The sequence below is a fragment of the Actinokineospora fastidiosa genome, assembly GCF_014648415.1.
In the GTDB taxonomy this organism is placed as follows: Bacteria; Actinomycetota; Actinomycetes; order Mycobacteriales; family Pseudonocardiaceae; genus Actinokineospora; species Actinokineospora fastidiosa.
This window is the reverse complement of the sequence record NZ_BMRB01000009.1, coordinates 68,121-85,428: the sequence shown is the minus strand read 5'-3', so window position 1 is coordinate 85,428 and position 17,308 is coordinate 68,121. Positions and strand designations below refer to the sequence as shown.

At 72.7% G+C, this 17,308-nt stretch carries 10 protein-coding genes; 5 read left to right on the top strand and 5 right to left on the bottom strand.

Going from position 1 to position 17,308, the window contains the following annotated elements:
- Positions 1–15: 15 nt before the first annotated feature.
- From IEY98_RS29970 to IEY98_RS29950, 5 genes are all read right to left on the bottom strand, one after another.
- Entirely contained in the window at positions 16–1,398 is a 1,383-nt protein-coding gene (locus tag IEY98_RS29970) for a cytochrome P450 (protein WP_189214045.1), read from the bottom strand.
- Positions 1,395–2,420 (bottom strand): enediyne biosynthesis protein, encoded by a 1,026-nt coding sequence (locus IEY98_RS29965; protein WP_229787747.1) that lies wholly within the window; start codon positions 2,418–2,420, stop codon positions 1,395–1,397. The genes IEY98_RS29970 and IEY98_RS29965 overlap by 4 nt, the downstream gene beginning before the upstream one ends.
- A gap of 8 nt (positions 2,421–2,428) precedes the next feature.
- On the bottom strand, positions 2,429–4,393 hold the full coding sequence (locus tag IEY98_RS29960; protein ID WP_189214044.1) for a CRTAC1 family protein: 1,965 nt from the start codon (positions 4,391–4,393) through the stop codon (positions 2,429–2,431).
- Positions 4,390–5,373, bottom strand: a complete 984-nt coding sequence (locus IEY98_RS29955; protein ID WP_189214043.1) for a DUF1702 family protein — start codon at positions 5,371–5,373, stop codon at positions 4,390–4,392. The genes IEY98_RS29960 and IEY98_RS29955 overlap by 4 nt, the downstream gene beginning before the upstream one ends.
- Before the next feature lie 68 nt (positions 5,374–5,441).
- Positions 5,442–6,461, bottom strand: a complete 1,020-nt coding sequence (locus tag IEY98_RS29950) for a DUF1702 family protein (protein WP_189214042.1) — start codon at positions 6,459–6,461, stop codon at positions 5,442–5,444.
- Positions 6,462–6,747: 286 nt separating this feature from the next.
- Between IEY98_RS29950 and IEY98_RS29945 the strand changes: the two genes are divergently transcribed.
- From IEY98_RS29945 to IEY98_RS29925, 5 genes are all read left to right on the top strand, one after another.
- Positions 6,748–12,504 (top strand): type I polyketide synthase, encoded by a 5,757-nt coding sequence (locus IEY98_RS29945; RefSeq protein ID WP_189214041.1) that lies wholly within the window; start codon positions 6,748–6,750, stop codon positions 12,502–12,504.
- Positions 12,501–12,968 (top strand): acyl-CoA thioesterase, encoded by a 468-nt coding sequence (locus IEY98_RS29940; protein WP_189214040.1) that lies wholly within the window; start codon positions 12,501–12,503, stop codon positions 12,966–12,968. The genes IEY98_RS29945 and IEY98_RS29940 overlap by 4 nt, the downstream gene beginning before the upstream one ends.
- 117 nt (positions 12,969–13,085) lie before the next feature.
- Positions 13,086–14,207, top strand: coding sequence for a hypothetical protein (locus IEY98_RS29935; protein ID WP_189214039.1), 1,122 nt, complete (start codon positions 13,086–13,088; stop codon positions 14,205–14,207).
- Between the two features lie 1,061 nt (positions 14,208–15,268).
- Positions 15,269–16,609, top strand: coding sequence for a TrkH family potassium uptake protein (locus IEY98_RS29930; protein WP_189214038.1), 1,341 nt, complete (start codon positions 15,269–15,271; stop codon positions 16,607–16,609).
- Positions 16,602–17,267: a potassium channel family protein gene (locus IEY98_RS29925; protein ID WP_189214037.1), complete on the top strand. Its 666-nt coding sequence runs from the start codon at positions 16,602–16,604 to the stop codon at positions 17,265–17,267. Before IEY98_RS29930 ends, IEY98_RS29925 begins: the two co-directional genes overlap by 8 nt.
- Positions 17,268–17,308 lie beyond the last annotated feature (41 nt).

The window sequence follows — 17,308 nt, the reverse complement described above, 5'->3', positions numbered from 1 at the left end:
GTGGTGGTGAGCGGGTCAGGCCGCGGACCGGCGGGCGGCGCGCGTCCAGTCGCGCACGAACAGCTTCAGCCCGCCGCCGAGGCGCAGCGACATCATCGGCTCCGGGGTGACCCGGAAGCCGGGCACTTCGTCCAGCCGCAGCTCGCGCATCAGCGTGGAGATGATGAAGGTGGCCTCCATCAGCCCGAGGTGGTTGCCGACGCAGAACCGCGGGCCCGCGCCGAACGGGATGTGCGCGTAGCGCGGCCTGCCCGACGGCTTGTCCGGGTCGAACCGCTCGGGGTCGAACCGGGTCGGCTCCGGCCAGTAGGCCGGGTGCCGGTGCAGGGTGTACGGGCAGATCAGCACCTCCGCGCCCGCGGGCACGTGGTAGCCGCCGACCTCGTCGTCCTCCAGCGCCCGCCGGGGCAGGATCCACACCGGCGGGAACAGGCGCATGGCCTCCTCCAGCACCATGTGCGTGTAGCGCAGTCTGGCCAGGTCGGCGTACTCCGGGCGGCGGTCGCCGTAGACGGCCACGGCCTCGTCGTGCAGCCGCTGCCGCACCTCGGGGTGCTGGCTGACCAGGTGCAGCGTCCAGCCGACGGTGCTCGCCGTCGTCTCGTGCCCGGCCAGCAGCAGCGTGACGAGCTCGTCGCGCATGCGCCGGTCGCCGACGCGCCGGTCGGCCTCCTTGGCGGTGGAGGCGATGAGCCGGGTGAGCACGTCGTCGCCGGACTCGATGGGGTTCGCCGTGCGCTGGGCGACCAGGGTCCCCACCATCCGCTGCAGGTCGGCGCGGGCGGCGCGGAACTCGCGCTGGCCGCGCAGCGGCAGCCACTGCGGCACCAGGCCCAGGGTCTCCATCTCGAACATGGCCTGGTCCTGCACCGCGTCGAAGGAGTGCCCGACGGAGTCGAACGCGCCGAGGTCGGCCTCCAGCAGGGTCCGCCCGAGCACGCCGAGGGTGAGCGCGGTGACCTCGGACAGCACGTCCGCGGGCCGGTCCGCGCCCGCGTGCGCGCGCAGCCGCCGGACCAGGTCCAGCGCCTCCTCCACGATCACGTCGGCGCGCGCGGCGATCCGCTTGTGCTGGAACACCGGCTGGATGGTGCGCCGCTGCTCCTTCCACAGCGCGCCCTCGCTGGTCAGCAGACCGTCGCCGAGCGCGCGCTTGGCCTCGGTGTAGCCGATGCCCTTGTGGTAGTTGGCGGCGTTGTCCGCGAGCACGTGCTTGGCGTGGTCGGGGTGGTTGAAGATGTAGAGCTTCTTCGGGCCGATCGCCACCCGCACCGCGTCGCCGTACGTGCCGACCGCCTCGCTCATCAGGCCGAGGCGGTCGGCGCGCAGCTTCCGCAGGACCCCCAGGGCCGCCCGGCGGGGCGGCCCTGGGGGCACTCGACCGTGCGAGGCGGTCATGCCGCCGCCGGACGGGCAGCGGGCCCGCCCTCGTCGGGGACGACCGCGATCGGCGGGGCCTGCTTCGCCGCCTCGGCCTTGGCGCGCTGCTCGGCCTCGAACTGCACGCGGGCCTTGTTGACGAAGTGCAGACCCCACAGGAACATCCCGCGGATCAGGCAGACGATCGCCGTGGCGAAGAACAGGCCGTAGGCGATGTTGGCCACCATGAACAGCCCGTAGAACGTCGCCACGCCTGCGCCGAAGGCGAACTGCGCCCCCGGCTTGGACGGCGTCGTGCCGGGGTCGGTCACCATGTAGTTGGTGTAGAGCACGAACGCCACACCGGTCATCACCGACAGCGCGCCGGGGATCGAGGTGCCGAACAGCAGGCCGCGGAGGACCGCCTGCAGCGCGAAGAAGCTCAGCCAGCCGAGGATCAGCCACATGCGGCCGGTCAGCTTGGCGTTGAGCATCGTGCCGGTGACCAGGATCGCGCCGACGATGATCCAGCCGACGACGTCGTTGACGTTCTCGGTGAAGTGGTACGGCGGCGCGATGCTGCCCCACGGGAACAGGATCAGCACCATGAGGATGCCGAAGTTCGAGGGGTTCATGTAGTGCCGCAGGTTGCCGCGCACCGGGGCGCGCAGGATCCACTTCGTGGCCACCGCGAGGGTGACCGCGAACATCATGACCCAGATGCGGTCGTTGACGTAGATCAGCATGTTCAGCGCGAGGCTGGTGATGTGCGCCGGGAACAGGAACTCGACCAGGCCGCGCAGGCCGTTGCCCGCGTAGCGGGGCGCGCGGCCCTCGACCCGGGCGCCGATCTTCTCGAACACCAGCTCCACGGTGTAGCCGGTGGCCACGGCCACGAACGGCCAGATCCACGGCTGCTCGAAGCCGAGCACGACGAAGCCTGCGATGTTGAAGATCGTGATCGAGATGGCGAACCGGCGCAGGGCCTTGATGACCTTGGGGTTCTTCGGCGGACCGCCAGCAGGCGGCTTGCCGCCGGGCTTCACTTCCTGGACGACCATTTCCCTGCTCACCTCTCCTCGACGCTGTCGCCGAGCTCAAGGGCGTGCTTGCCCTGGCTGAGCTGGAGCTCCTGCTCGTGCACCTGCCCCTGGCGGTCCCGCCACCTCAGCTGCACGGCCACCGGGCCCTGCGCGTCACCGAGTCCGATGTGGACCTCGCTGCTGCGCCTGCCCGCGTGGCCGCTGCTGCCGTCGACGCGCTGGATGTACTTCTTGCCGTCCGCGGTGGTCACGACCACCTGCGCGCCGATGACCGGGGAGCCCGTCACGGGCGCGGTGCCCACGGTGGACTCCTGCTCGTGCGTCAGCGACAGGTTGAGGTAGCCGCCGGGCGCGGGCGCCTGGTTGTGGTAGAACACCGGCTCGGCGAACTGGCGGGCCACCGCGAAGTCGAGCAGGCCGTCGCCGTCGGCGTCGCCGGTGGCGATGCCCCGGGTCGGGACCGGCACGGCCAGGCCCAGCTCGGGGGCCAGGTCGACGTAGCGGCCGTCCTCGCCCTTGACGAAGAACTTCATCGTGTCGCCGCCCGCGAGGTCGTCGCCCTCGTTGGCGTTGGGCCACGTCGCCGGGCTGGAGACCAGCGAGTCGTGGGCCATGGCCAGCTCCTGCAGCTGCGGCCAGCGGTTGGTGTCGCCGCGGACGAAGCCGTTGGCCTGGGCGATCTGCAGCTCGCCCGAGTTGGCGAAGTCGGCGATCTTGACGTCCCACGCCCAGCCCGACCACGCGGTGCCCTGCTCGCCGCTGACGTCGGCGAACGGCGCCTCGCCGTCGAGGAACTGCGCGCGCAGGTCGGCCACGTCGGCCGCGGTGTTCATGTAGTGGAAGTTGCTCTCCACGATGCCCCACGACACGGTCAGGTTGGAGACGAAGGCGTCGTAGAGCCCGTCGTGGTCGAAGTCGCCGAAGTCGACGCCCATGCCCTTGAACGAGTCGTCGCCGATCCGCTTGGACTTCGGGGTGCCCGGCGTGCGGCTGGTCTCGACCGCGGCGAACTTCGGGTTGCCCGGCGTCGACCGGTTGTGCAGCAGGCGGTCGGGGCCGAAGTCGTTGGCGATGTAGATCTCCGGCAGCAGGTCGCCGTCGAGGTCGTTGGCGCTGACGCCCAGCGTCCAGCCGTTCCTGGCCTCCTCGGGCAGCGCGTCGGCCGGGGCGCGCATGAAGGTCGCCGTCGGGTCGTTGCCCGCCGTGGCGCCCTTCCAGCACAGGATGACCTTCTCGCCGCCGTTCTGCGCGTGCGACATCGAGTGGTTCATCTCGACCCCGCCGTCCTTGGTGGGGTCCAGGACGGGGCTGTCGGGGAAGTAGTTGCCGATGAAGATGTCGTCGTGGCCGTCACCGTCGAAGTCGCCGATGGTGGCCGCGTTGGTGTTCCACTGCGGACCGGTGTAGACGCCGCCGGTGGTCACGCCGGGCAGCACCTCGACGGGCTCGTAGGTCTCCGCCGTCATGCCGTGGTGGTCGGCCCTGGTCAGGTACAGGATCGGCGTGCGGCCCCACATGTAGACCAGCAGGTCGAGCCTGCCGTCCTCGTTGAGGTCGGCGGGGACGCAGCCCATCGGCGCCATCACGTCGGTGACGGGCAGCGGGGACGGGTCCAGCTCGAACGGGGCGTAGCGCTCCCCGCCCGCGCCCGGCGTCGGCGTGACGATCACCTGGTCGGTGCGCGGGTCCACCAGGCACAGGTCGTTGGGCAGGCTGTCGCCGTCGAGGTCGTTCATCGCCACGGCCGCGCCGACCGAGGAGATCCAGGCGCCGATGTGCTTGTAGGCCTGGTTGACCTCGCGGATGGACTGCTGCTTGTCGGACGCGGGCAGCGCGATGCTGTGGCCAGCGAACGCGTACCGGCTCGCCAGGTGGTTCCTCTCCTCGGCCGAGCTTTGCGGCAGGGCGACCGCGAAAAAGAAGCCGACGACGACCACGAGCGCGATGACACCGGTCAGCTGCCTGCGCAGCATGCCTAGTATCGCGGTCATGTGTTGACACCTCCAAGGGAAATGAACTCGTTGGCGAGTCGCTGCCGCCACACCTCGTAGGCGGGCAGTTCGTGCTCGTCCTGGCGGACCGGGCGCAGTTCGGTGGTGAGCCGCGCCGCCTCCTCCGGCGTCGTGCCGCAGAAGACCTGGGTGGCCATGGCGGAGTGCGCGGGCACGATGCCCGCGCTGACCCTGGCGAAGGCGGCGAAGGCGCTCCCCTGCGCCACGTCGGCCCGGTGCGCGCCAGCGCGGCGGGCGAGCGTGCGCAGCTCGTCCTCGGTGACGCCGCCCGCGTAGGTCGCGGCGAGGCCGGTTCCGGCGTAGAGGTCGCCTCGGCGCTCGGCGGGGAACGCCTCGATCCGGTCGGCGACCCGCTCGGGGTCGGTGCCGCAGACGAACCACAGCGCGCGGCCGATGCCCTGGTCGATGGCCCGGTTGGCGTAGGAGCCGTGCGCGCCGCCCGGCCAGGGGAAGGCCGGGTCGCGGTACTGGCCGTCGACGTAGCGGGCGGTGTGGAAGTAGGCCTGGTGGAAGCCGTACCCGTCGAGCACGAGCGGCGCCAGCACCGGGTCGAGCGCCCGGGCCCTGGGCCAGCGGAACCGGGGCAGCCGGGCCATGGCCCAGCCGATCCCGACGTAGATCAGGGTCTGGTAGGCCGCGCCCACGGGGCGCGCCAGCAGCCTGGCGACGTTGTCCGAGCGGCCGAACGGGAGGCCGTCGAGGATCGCAAGGCCCATGCCCGCGCCCTCGTAGGCGAACCCGCGCAGCCAGTCGGGCAGCCGCTCGATCGCCTGCTCGGCGTCGGCGGCCGTGCGCGCCTCCACCGCGTGGGCGTAACCGTCGAGAAAGGTCTTCCCGACGGTTTCCAGGCGTTCGGTGGCGGCGGGCGACTTCTGGTGGAAGCCGCGCTTCTCGACGCTCGTCTCGGCGACGCCCGGTGTCAGAACGCGACGACGCAGCGCGCGCCATGAACTGCTCAAGTCAGCCCCCTAATCGTCGACCACAAAATGGCTTCCCTCATTCATGAACAATCGTCACACGCGGTCGGTCAGGCCGCGTCTTCCCGCGTGCCTGGCGACTGTGACGCGTTATCCGTGAAATGCGCACGAATTCGACTGCGCCACTTCTCGTACAGCGGGACCGAGTCCTCGCCCGCGTCGTCAGAACTCGCCTCCGTGCTATCGGAGATGGCCACCGCATCGGCGACCGACAGCCCGGCGAGCATTTGCGCGCCGAGCGCGGAGTGGTCGGGGACGTGCCCGGCGAACGTGCGCGCCTTGACCGCGAAGACCACGCCGACGCCCAGTTGGTCGCGGTGCTCGCCCGCGGCCTCGCGCACCCGCGCCAGGCCGTCGGCCGGGCAGCCGCCCGCGAACGTCGCGGCCAGCCCCACGCCCGCCCACAGGTCCGGCCTGCGCTCAGCGGGGAACCGGCCGACCGCGGCGACCACGGCCTCGGGGTCGGCGCCGTGGATGAACCACAGCGCCCGGCCGATGCCCTGGTCGACCGCGCGGGGAAAGTACTCGGGCGCGCCCTCCCACGGGTAGGGCGCGGGCACCCGCTGCTCGTCGACGTAGCGGCGGGTGTGGAAATAGGCCAGGTCGAAGCCGTAGCCGTCGACCGCGAGCCAGGTCATCGTCGGGTAGTACGGCGACCCGCCGAGGTCGGGGACGATGCTGCGCCAGAGCGGGCGGGGCAGCCGCGCCATGGCGAACCCGATGCCGATGTAGGTGAGGAACACGTGCGGCGCGCCCGGCCCGAGCAGCAGCTCGCGGGTCAGCTTGCCGCTGCCGCCCGCCATGGCGTCGCGGACGGCGAAGGCCATCGCGGCGCCCTCGTAGGCGAACCCGCGCTGCTCCGGCACGACGAGCTCCAGCCGCCGCCGCACCTCCCACAGGTCGCGGGCGGCGATGCCCCATTCGAACCCGCACACGACCGACTGCGGGATGGCCTCCAGGTGCTCGGCGGCGGGTGAGGCCGCGCCGGGGAAACCCCGCTCCGCGAATGTGACGGCCGACAGCTTGGGCGCCAGCACGTACTGGCGCAGCGAGCCGAGAAACGATGGCATCGATTCCTCCAGCGATGGACGCATTGCCAGAGTCGGCCCGCGCCCATGGCGCCGCATCTCCGGCAGTGCGGCGGCCTGGCAAGGCACTATTGCGGCAATACGGGAGAACTGCCGGTGCACAGCACATGAGGAGACGTCATTTGCCCTGCCCTGGTGCACCCTTGACCGAGTAGCTGAAAGCGTGTGTCGAGGACTGCGCCGGACTCGGCTGGTTCGCCGCGTAATGCGGCAGGCGTATAGGCAACGCCGATTCCGGTCGGGCGGCACCGAGAATAGGCGGTATAGATTGAACACCGTGCGGATCGCGATCGTCGGCATCGGACTTCGTTATCCCGACGCCGCCAGCACAGAGGATCTCTGGGAGAACATCCTGGCCGGCCGCCGCGCTTTCCGCAGGCTGCCCGACCAGCGGATGAACCAGGCTGACTACTACTCACCGGACCCGGACGCGCCCGACCGCTTCTACGCGAGCAAGGCCGCCGTGCTCCGCGACTTCGAGTTCGACCGGCTCGCGTACAAGGTCGCGGGCAGCACCTACCGGTCGACCGACCTGACGCACTGGCTGGCCCTGGACACGGCCGCGACGGCCCTGGCCGACGCGGGCTTCCCCAACGCGGAGGGCCTGCCCCGCGAGGCCACCGGCGTGGTCGTGGGCAACAGCCTCACCGGTGAGTTCTCCCGAGCCAACCTCATGCGGCTGCGCTGGCCCTACGTCCGGCGCACGCTGGCCGCGGCGCTGGGCGCCAAGGGATGGGACGACGAGGAGACCAGCGCCTTCCTCCGCGAACTCGAGCCGGTCTACAAGGCGCCGTTCCCGCCGATCGACGAGGACACCCTCGCGGGCGGGCTGGCCAACACCATCGCGGGCCGCATCTGCAACTACTTCGACCTCGGCGGCGGCGGCTACACCGTCGACGGCGCCTGCTCGTCCTCGCTGCTCTCCATCGCCACGGCGGCCAAGGCGCTGGCCGACGGCGACCTCGACGTCTGCATCGCAGGCGGCGTCGACCTCTCGATCGACCCGTTCGAGGTGATCGGCTTCGCCAAGACCGGCGCGCTGGCCAGCGGCGAGATGAAGGTCTACGACCGCGACTCCAACGGCTTCTGGCCCGGCGAGGGCTGCGGCGTCGTCGTGCTGATGCGCGAGGAGGACGCGATCGCGCGCGGCCTGCGGATCTACGCATCGATCACCGGCTGGGGCATCTCCTCCGACGGCAAGGGCGGCATCACCCGCCCCGAGGCCGCAGGCCACCAGCTGGCGATCAGCCGCGCCTACAACCGCGCGGGCTACGGCGTGGAGACGGTGTCCTACTTCGAGGGCCACGGCACCGGCACCGCGCTGGGCGACGCCACCGAGCTGGAGGCCATCGGCCAGGCCCGGCGCGCGGTCGACCCGGACGTGCGTCCGGCCGCGATCAGCTCGATCAAGGGCAACTTCGGCCACACCAAGGCGGCCGCGGGCGTCGGCGGCCTGATCAAGGCCGCGCTGGCGGTGCACCACCAGGTGATCCCGCCCGCCACCGGCCACTACGAGGCGCACCCGAAGCTGACCGGCGACTCCCCTGCGCTGTACGTGCCGAGCGAGCCGGGCCTGTGGCCCGCCGACGTCCCGGTCCGCGCGGGCGTGTCCGCGATGGGCTTCGGCGGCATCAACACCCACATCGCCCTGGAGCAGGCGCCCGGCGCCACCCGCAGGGTCGAGCTGCCCAAGCGCGCCACCACGCTGGTCGGCGGCAGGCAGGACGCCGAGCTGCTGCTGCTCGACGGCGCCGACGACGCCGCGCTGCGCGAGCGGATCACCGGGCTGCTGGAGCTGGTGCCCAAACTGTCCTTCGCCGAGCTCGCCGACCTCGCAGGCACGCTGGCCAAGGAGCTGTCGGGCGGGCGCGTGCGCGCGTCGGTCGTGACCAACAGCCCCGACGACGCGGTGCGCAAGCTCGAGCGGCTCCTCGCGGCGATCGACGCGGGCGAGCAGAGCGTGTTCGGCGCGGACGGGGTCTACCTCAACCGCGGCGCGACCACGCCGCGCATCGCCTACCTGTTCCCGGGCCAGGGCTCCGGCCGCGGCGCGGTCGGCGCGATCCGCCGCCGGTTCGCCGCCGCGGACGCCGTGTTCACCGAGGCCGAGCTGCCCACCGGCGGCGACCAGACGGCCACCGAGGTGGCCCAGCCGCGCATCGTGGCCGGGTCCGTCGCGGCCCTGCGGGTGCTGCACACCCTGGGCGTCGAGGCCGACGTCGCCGTCGGGCACAGCCTCGGCGAGCTGACCGCGCTGGCCTGGGCGGGCGCCATGGGCGCCAAGGACGTGCTGCGCCTTGCCAAGGCGCGCGGCCAGGTCATGGCCAAGGCCAGCCAGGGCGGCGGCGCGATGGCGGGTCTGGCGGCCACGCCGGACCGCGTGACGCGGCTGTGCGGCGACGAGCCGGTGGTGATCGCGGGCTACAACGGCCCCACCCAGACCGTCATCGCCGGTGACGCGGCCGCGGTGGACCGGGTGTGCGAGCGGGCCAGGGCCGAGGGCGTGACCGCCACGCGGCTCAACGTCTCGCACGCGTTCCACTCGCCGCTGGTCGCTCCCGCGGCCGAGGCGATGACCGAGCGGCTGGCCGAGTTCTCCTTCGGCAGGCCCGCCCGCCGGTTCGTGTCCTCGGTGACCGGCGACTGGCTGGACGCCGACACCGACCTGCCCGCGCTGCTGCGCGACCAGATCGTGTTCCCGGTCCGCTTCCACGAGGCGGCGGCCAAGGCCGTCGAGGGCGCGGACCTCGCCGTCGAGGTCGGCCCCGGCCGCGTGCTCTCCGGGCTGCTGCGCGACATCGCGCCGCAGACGCCGGTGCTGGCCATCGACACCGACAGCCAGTCGCTGACCGCGCTGCTGTCCGTCGTCGGCGCCGCGTTCGCGCTGGGGTCCACCGTGGACACCGACGCGCTGTTCGCCGACCGGGTGCTGCGCCCGCTGCCGCTGGACGCCGAGCTGAGCTTCCTGGCCAGCCCGTGCGAGGCCGCCCCCGACCTGTCCGTCGGGCTGCCCCAGCCCGGCGACGAGGTCGCCGCGGCCGCCCCCGAGGCGGCGGCGCGGGCCGAGGGCGAGGACGGTCCGTCCACCCTGGACCTGTTGCGCCAGCTCGCCGCCGAGCGCGTCGAACTGCCGCTGGACACCGTCACCGCGGCCACGCACCCGCTCGACGACCTGCACCTGAGCTCGATCACGGTCGGGCAGATCGTCAACGACGTCACCCGCACGCTCGGCATGCCGACGCTGGAGCTGTCCACCAGCTTCGCCACGGTGTCGCTCGGCGAGCTGGCGGAGATGATCGACGAGCTGGCCGCCAGCGCCGGGGACGGCGACGGCAACCGCGGCGCGAGCGTCGAGGTGCCGGGCGTGGCGCCGTGGGTGCGGCCGTTCGCGGTCGAGTACCGGCCCGCCCCCGCGCCGGTCGTCACCGTCGGCACCGGCCCGGTCGGCACCTGGCAGGTGTTCGCCCCCGCAGGTCACCCGCTGGCCGAGCGGCTGCAGGTCGCGCTCGCCGAGGCGGGCATCGGCGACGGCGTGCTGCTGTGCCTGCCGGACAACGGCGAGGACCACGTCGGGCTGTTCCTGGCCGCGGGCAAGGCAGCCGTGGCCGCGCCGCCCGGCAGCCGGTTCGTCGTGGTGCAGAACAAGTACGGCGCGTCCGGCCTGGCCAGGACCGCGTTCCTGGAGGCGTCGGACGTGGCGACCACGCTGGTCGGCCTGCCCGACCTGGCGCCGTCGACCGCGGCCGAGGTGGACGACGCCGTCCGCAGGGTGATCACCGAGGCCGCCGCCACCACCACGTTCAGCGAGGTCCGCTACGACGCCGACGGCGTGCGCACGGCCCCCGTGCTGAACGTGCTGCAGCAGCCCGCGGTGGCGAGCACGGCGACCCCGCTGGACGCCTCGGACGTCCTGCTGGTCACCGGCGGCGGCAAGGGCATCACCGCCGAGTGCGCGCTGGCCATGGCCAAGGACTCCGGCGCCAAGCTCGCCCTCGTCGGCCGCGACCAGGCCGACGGCGACGAGGAGCTGGTGGAGAACCTGGCCCGCATGGCGGCCGCGGGCGTGACCTACCAGTACGAGCGCGCCGACGTCACCGACCCCGAGCAGGTCGCCGCCGCCGTCGCCGCGTTCGAGGCCAACCTCGGCCCGGTCACCGCCGTCATGCACGGCGCGGGCCGCAACGTGCCCGGCGCGCTGTCCAACCTGACCGAGGAGGAGTTCCACAAGACCCTCGCCCCCAAGGTCGCCGGTCTGCGCACGGTGCTCGACGCGGTGGACCAGGACAAGGTCAAGCTGCTGGTCACCTTCGGCAGCATCATCGGCAGGGCCGGGCTGAAGGGCGAGGCGCACTACTCCACGGCCAACGACTGGATGACCGAGCTGACCGTCGACTTCCAGCGCGCCCACCCGGACGCGCGGGCGCTGGCCCTGGAGTGGTCGGTCTGGTCGGGCGCGGGCATGGGCGAGAAGCTGGGCGTGGTCCAGACGCTGGTGCGCGACGGCATCACCCCGATCTCGCTGGAGAACGGCCTCGGCGTGCTGCGCCAGGTGCTGGCCGACCCGTCGGCCGGGCCGGTGCTGACCGTGGGCGGCCGGATGGGCGGCCTGCCGACGCTGCCGCTGGACGCTGGCGATGAGCTGCCGCTGACCCGGTTCGTCGACCGGGTGCTGGTGCACTACCCGAACGTCGAGCTGATCACCGAGGTCGAGCTGTCCACCGGCAGCGACCCCTACCTGTCCGACCACCAGCTGGACGGCGACCTGCTGTTCCCCGCCGTGGTCGGCATGGAGGCGATGACCCAGGTCGCCACGGCCGCGATCGGCCGGACCGGCGTGCCGCTGCTGGAGGACATGGAGTTCCTGCGGCCGATCGTGGTGCGCCCCGGCGGCTCGACGGCCGTGCGGCTGGCCGCGCTGGTCCGCGACGAGGAGACGGTCTCGGTGGCCATCCGCGCCGAGGACACCGGCTTCAGCGCGGACCACTTCCGGGCCACGCTGCGGCTGCCCCGGCCCGAGCTGCCCGGCGACGGGCCGTCCCGGGAGGCCGTCCGGCTCGCGCCGGTGCCCGGCGACCCGATCACCGAGCTGTACGGCGGCGTCCTGTTCCAGGGCAAGCGGTTCCAGCGCCTGCTCGGCTACCGCAGGGCGAGCGCCCGGCACGCGGTGGCGGAGCTGTCCACCACCACGCCCGCGCCGTGGTTCGCCCCGTACCTGCCGCAGGAGCAGGTGCTGGCCGACCCGGGCACCCGGGACGCGGTGATGCACGCGATCCAGTGCTGCGTGCCGGACGCGACCCTGCTGCCGCAGGGCGTGGAGAAGCTGTGGCTCGCCGAGCGCCAGGACACCGAGTTCGTGCTGATGGACGCGCGCGAGCGGTCCCAGGACGGCGACAGCTACACCTACGACGTCGACGTCCTCGCCCCGGACGGCGCGCTCGTCGAGCGCTGGCAGGGCCTGACCCTGCGGGCGGTGCGCAAGAAGGAGGCCACCGGCCCGTGGGTGCCCGCCATGCTCAGCGGCTACCTGGAGCGCGCGCTGGAGCGGGTCATCGGCGGCGAGCGCGCGGTCGTCGTCGAGCCGGACCCGGCGGACGGGCAGGCCGACCCGCGGGCGCAGGCCGAGCTGGCCGCCGGGCGCGCCCTGGGCGCTCCGGTCAGCCTGCCGGTCGACGGCGTGACGGTCGACTCCGCGCACGGCGCCGGGGTCAGCCTGATCGTGGCCGGGTCGGGCGCGCTGGCCTGCGCGGTCGCGACGGTCGAGCCGGTCGAGGGGCCGGGCGCCCTGCGCGACCTGGTGGCCGCCCGCACCGGCGAGGACGCCGTCACGGCGGGCGCCCGGGTGGCCAGCGCGCTGGAGTGCCTGGCCAAGGCGGGCGTGACCGGCGAGCCGACGGTGGGCGACGTCCACCCCGGCGGCTGGGTGGTGCTGTCGGCCGGTTCGGCGAAGGTGGCCACCTGGGTGACCACGCTCAACGACCAAACCGAGCCGGTGGTCTTCGCGGTGCTCGCGGGAGGTTCGGCATGAGCCACTACTACGAGCTGCGCCACAAGGTGGGCTTCGAGGAGACCAACTTCGTCGGCAACGTGTACTACGTGAACTACCTGCGGTGGCAGGGCCACTGCCGGGAGAAGTTCCTCCGGGAGATGGCGCCGGAGGTGCTGGCGGAGATCATGCACGACGACCTGAAGCTGTTCACGCTGAAGGCCGACTGCGAGTTCTTCGCCGAGATCACCGCGTTCGACGAGCTGTCGGTGCGGATGCGGCTGGACGAGCTGACCCAGACGCAGATCCAGTTCACCTTCGACTACGTCCACCTCCGGGACGGGGCGGAGACCCTGGTGGCCAGGGGCACGCAGCGCATCGCCTGCATGCGCGGCCCCAACAACGCCACGGTCCCCGCCCGGGTCCCGCCTGGCCTCCGCGAGGCACTGGCCCCCTTCGACGCGCGGTCCGCGTCGGGGAAGAAGCTGGTGCAGACGGCGGGCTGAGTTGAGCGGAGGCGCCCTGGTCCCGGTACTGCCGGGAGCAGGGCGCCTTCGTCCTGTGTGGACGTGCGTCCGTCCGGCGGATCACCGGGGGGCTGGGTTCGGTGGATACTGGCCGTCATGCGGATGGCGCGTGCGCTGGTGGTCGCCGCGGTGGTCGTCGGCGGGTGCGGGACCCCGCCCACGTCCCCGTTCAGCCGGATCGACCTGCCGCCGGGGTTGACCCCGGTCGTCCTGGCCGCCGACGGCGACTCCCTGCTGGTGGGCGGGCAGTGGGCCGACCGCCCGGTGGTCCCGGGCCTGCTGCGGTTGGGCGCGGACCGGCGGCCTGTCGAGGTCCCGTTGACCCCGGCGACCCCGTACGGCGGGTTGGCGGAATGGACCTCCCTGGCGGCCGATGACGGCCGCATCCTCGCCATAGGCGGCAAACGCGGCGGCGCGCACGGCAACGTGCGCTGGAGCGTGTGGACCGGGACGGCCGCCGGGGTGGCCGAACGCAAGCAGGCGGCGGGCGCCTTCGGCAGCTACGGCGCGGGCGACCTGATCGGCGGCGCCCTGCCCGACGGCGGCCAGGTCGTCATAGGCACCTGGGAGAACGCCCGCACGGCCATGGACGTCGCGGCGTGGACGATCGACGAGGCACACACGGCCACCCGCCTCCCGTCGGCGGGCACGGCCCTGGAGAGCACCGCCGCGGAGATCGTCTTCCCCACCGGCGTGTCGTCCACCGACCGATCCGTCGTCGTCTCCGGCTGGCAGGTCGACACCGCCTCCGGCGCCCAGACCCCCGTGATCTGGCACTCCGAGACAGGCGCGACCGGCTGGACGAAAACCCCACTCCCCGACTCCGGCGCCACCGCCATAGCCGACGCCGTCACCTGCCACCCCACCTGCGCCACCACCGGCCGCACAGACCACACCGCCGCGGTCTGGCTCCGCAACGGGACCACATGGACCCGCCTGCCGGACATGCCCGCCACTCCCACCACCGACCAAACCCCCCTCCCCGCCCCCGCGTGGCTCGACGACCGCCTACTCGTAGCCGTCCCCCACGAGACCGGCATCCGCCTGCTGTCATGGCGCGCCGGAACCTGGACCACCCACGAAACGGGCCTACCGGGCACCCCTACAGCCCTGGCTCGAGCAGGCGACCACCTGTACCTACTCACCACCGACAACGAAACCCGAACCCTCTGGCACACCCCGACCACCACCCTCACCAACGACACAGAACCCCGCTAACCAGCACCCCACCCGCAGACCAACCGCCCGACCAACCACCCCACCGACAGACCAACCGCCCGACCAACCACCCCACCGACAGACCAGGCCCCTGACCAACCACCCACCTGCGGACCAGCCGCCCGACCACACCCCGCCCACCGCCCTGCCCCACGCCGCACCCACCAGAACACCAGCCACTGCTGGAGTCCAGACGCCCCGATCACCACCGTCCGTCCCCACACCTCCGCCCCCGACCCGGACCCAACTCCGCCCGCCTCCGGCCCCACCTCCGACGCCGACCCTCGACCCGAGCCCCCAACCCGCCCCGTCGCCAGCTCCCGACTCGTGCCCCCATCCCCAACCCAACTTCCAGCGCCGGGACCGGCTCTCGCTCCGGCCCCCGACTCAGGGCCCACTCCTGCCCCAACTCCGGCTCCCGCCCCAGCCCTGCCCCCCGCCCCAGCCCTAACCCGGGCTCTCGCTCCGGCTCCCGACTCGCGCCCCATCCCCACCCCAACTCCGGCTCGGGCCCCTGCCCGGCCACGACTCCGGCCGTCGCCCCGGGGCAATGCCCCCGCTCGTCCCCCCCAAATGGGCCCATCCCCGCCTAATCCCCGCCCCCGCACCCACCCCTCCCCGGCGGGGCACCCACCACAGCCCCCACACCTCCGCACTCCGGCGCGCCCGTGCCACACGCGACCTCCACCCGCCGAAGCACAGCGCAGTAATCCCCACAGGCCCTGCGACCCACCAGCCACCGCTCCGCGTCCCGCCATCGTCGGAACGTCGCCAGCGATTCTCCGCAGCCGCCCCTTCAACGCCGCAGTCCCGCGTTAAGAATCCGCCGCCACGGTCCCGGCCTTCTCCGTGCTCGCAGCCACAATCCCCACGGCACACCGCCCCACCACGCGTTAAGGACGTGTCAATCACACCCCCATCAGGGAGACGTCCTCCATGGACTCGTGTGACCCTGTGGCGTCCCGTCGTGCTGCGGTGGGGTGGGGGTGCTGGTGCAATGGTCCCGCCTGCGGGACGGATCGGGTGGGACGGGTGGGGTACGGGCAGTCGGGAGCTCGGCGATGAACAGGCGGGCGGGGATCGGGCATCCGGCGCGGCTGGTGGTGGTCGGGTTCGGGGTGGCCGTGGTGGTCGGGGCGGCGCTGTTGGCGCTGCCCGTCGCCACCGAGTCCGGGGAGTCCGCAGGCCTGGTCACCGCGCTGTTCACCGCCACCTCCGCCGTCTGCGTCACCGGGCTGGTCGTGGTCGACACGGAGAGCCACTGGTCCGCTTTCGGCGAGGTGGTCGTGCTCGGCCTCATCCAGGCGGGCGGGCTCGGCATCATGACGCTCGCCTCGCTGCTCGGCCTGCTCGTCGCGCGGCGGATGGGGTTGCGGTTGCAGTTGACGGCGCAGGCGGAGACCAAGACGATCGGGCTGGGCGAGGTCCGCGCGGTCGTGCGGCGGGTACTGGCGATCAGCGCCGTCGTCGAGCTGCTGACCGCGGTCGTGCTCACCACCCGCTTCGCCACCGGCTACGACATGCCCTGGGGCCGCGCGGTCTACGAGGGGGTCTTCCACGCCATCTCCGCGTTCAACAACGCGGGCTTCGCGCTCTACGCCACCAGCCTCACGCCCTTCGCCACCGATCCGTGGGTCAACGTCCCGGTCATGCTCGCGCTGATCACCGGCGGCCTCGGCTTCCCGGTGCTGTTCGAGATCGGCCGCAGGCTGCGCGGCCGGACGCGCCGCTGGTCCCTGCACGCCCGCATCACGCTGACGACCTACGCCGCGCTCGTGGTCGTCGGCGTCGTCGGGATCACCGTCATCGAATGGTCCAACCCGGACACCCTCGGCCCGCTGGGCGTCGGCGGCAAGCTGCTGGTCGGCGCGTTCCAGGGGGTCACCCCGCGCACCGCGGGGTTCAACACCGTCGACATCGGACAGCTGAACTCCGGCTCGCTGCTGCTCACCGACTTCCTGATGTTCATCGGCGGCGGCAGCGCGGGCACGGCGGGCGGGATCAAGGTCACGACGTTCGCGCTGCTCGCGTTCGTCATCTACACCGAGGTCCGCGGCGAGCCCAGCGTGCACGTGGCGGGCCGCAGGATCGCCGCGGACGTGCAGCGCCAGGCCGTCACGATCGCCCTGCTCGCCGTGGGCGCGGTGGCGGCCGCGACCCTGACCCTGCTGCTGATGACCGACTTCACCCTCGACGCCGTGCTGTTCGAGGCGGTGTCGGCGTTCGCCACGGTGGGCCTGTCCACCGGCATCACCGCGTCCATCCCGCCCGCGGGCCAGCTGCTGCTGGTCGGGCTGATGTTCCTGGGCCGGGTCGGCCCGATCACCCTGGCGGCCGCGCTGGCCCTGCGCGAGCGCGCCCGCCGCTACGAACTACCCGAGGAGCGACCGATCGTTGGCTGAGAAGAAATCCGCCGCCCGGGTCGTCGTCGTCGGCCTCGGCCGCTTCGGCGGCTCGCTGGCCCGCGAGCTGACCGCGCACGGCGCCGAGGTGCTGGGCATCGACACCCGCCGGGACACCGTCCAGCGCTACGCCGACGACCTCACCCACAGCGCCGTCGCCGACACCACCGACGAGACCGCCCTGCGCCAACTCGGCGTCCCGGACTTCCGGCGGGCGGTCGTGGCCATCGGCAGCGACATGGAGGCCAGCATCCTGACCACGGCGCTGCTGGCCGACTTCGCCATCCCGCACATCTGGGCGAAGGCCACCAGCCGCCAGCACGGCCGCATCCTCGAACGCGTCGGCGCCCACCACGTCGTGCTGCCCGAGCACGACATGGGCGAGCGCGTCGCCCACCTGGTGACCGGCCGCATGCTGGACTACATCGAGTTCGAGGACGACTACGCCATGGTCAAGACCCTCGCCCCGGCCCAGGCGGTCGGCGTCCCCCTGGGCCACAGCCGCCTCCGCACCCACCACGGCGTCACGGTCGTCGCGGTCAAGCGCCCCGGCCAGGACTTCACCTACGCCACCGCCGAGACCGTCGTCGAACACGGCGACGTGCTGATCGTCGCGGGCCGCACCCACCAGGTGGAGACCTTCGCCGACCTGACCTGACCCGGTGGTTCCGGACGAACGCCGGACGCGACACAAGCGGC